Genomic DNA, 1287 nt, shown 5'->3' on the forward strand with positions numbered 1-1287 from the left:
GTTGCCGCAGGTAAGCCGATGGGGAGAATTTCGTGAAAAGTGGTTTATGGAAAGGCACTGGCAGGGAGAGGGTTGTGAAGAGAGGTTTACGGCAGAAAGCTCGTGAAAAGGAGCTTGTGGAAAGAAGGATGCAAAATGGAAGGGAAAAAGATACTTTTGCGGCAGTCAATGGGCATGCTGTTAGCGTTTACGATATTGCTGGGCGGTGTGTATACGCTGGCTATGACGGGACTGGCGCAGATATTGTTTCCAGTGCAGTCTAAGGGGAGCCTGATATATGCCCGGGATGGCAGCAGTGTATGTGGTTCCGAGTACATAGCACAGCCCTTTGCGGCGAAAAATCACCTGTGGGGCAGGGAGATGAATGTGGATGGCGTGGCTTTGCGGGACAAGGACGGCAGTCCTCTGCTGTATGGTGCACCTACCGACCTCAGTCCTGTCAGTGAGGAATTTGGCAGGCTGGTGGCGGAAAATATTGTTAAAATCCGGGCGGCTCACCCGGAGATGGGGGATGCGCCTATTCCTGCGGATTTGGTGACCGTCTCCGGTAGCGGGCTGGATCCTGAGATTTCCCCGGCGGCAGCGGAGTATCAGGTGGCAAGGCTGGCGCGGGAAACAGGGCGCAGTCAGACGGACATCAGGGAGATTATTGAAAAGAACACATCGGACAGATTCCTGGGAGTATTCGGGGAGCCCCGTGTCAATGTGCTGAAGGTCAACCTGATGCTGGACGGGAAGCTTGACAGCCTGCCGGATGGCTGGAAGCGGGTCTTGCAGTGAAGGAAATGCCATGCGGTATGGCGCCATGCTTTTGCAGGGTGAACAGGGAGTGAATATTATGGACAGGGGCAATCCCGAGAAAATTTTGCGGCAGTTAAAGGCTGCGGAGCAGATGGACAATCAGCCTGTACAGGGACGGCTGAAAATCTTTTTTGGCTATGCGGCAGGGGTGGGCAAGACCTACGCCATGCTGGAGGCGGCGCATGAGGCGCAAAAGGCCGGGGTTGATGTGGTGTGCGGCTATATTGAGCCACACCAGCGTCCTGCTACTGCTGCCTTGCTGGAGGGACTGGAAGTGCTGTCCCTGAAAAAGGGCGTCTATCACGGCATCGAGCTTGCCGAGCTGGATGTTGACGGAGTGCTGGCAAGGCGGCCGCAGCTGGTGCTGGTGGACGAGCTGGCCCATACCAACGCGCCCTTCTGCCGCCATCAAAAGCGCATGCAGGACATTGAGGAGCTTTTGCATGCCGGCATCAACGTCTACACCTCTGTCAACGTGCAGCACAT

At 55.9% G+C, this 1287-nt stretch carries 2 protein-coding genes; both read left to right on the forward strand.

The annotated features are described in order from the left end of the window. The first annotated feature begins 135 nt into the window (after nucleotides 1-135). Nucleotides 136-780 carry a potassium-transporting ATPase subunit C gene (locus ACI3UA_RS09555; RefSeq protein WP_439724588.1) on the forward strand — a complete coding sequence of 215 codons (645 nt, stop codon included), beginning with the start codon at nucleotides 136-138 and terminating at the stop codon, nucleotides 778-780. 10 nt (nucleotides 781-790) lie between these two features. Then, nucleotides 791-1287 (forward strand): histidine kinase (locus ACI3UA_RS09560; RefSeq protein WP_439724589.1); only part of this gene is annotated, 497 nt, incomplete at its 3' end.

Origin of the sequence: Anaerovibrio sp., from assembly GCF_051866355.1 — a bacterium.
GTDB lineage: Bacteria > Bacillota > Negativicutes > Selenomonadales > Selenomonadaceae > Anaerovibrio.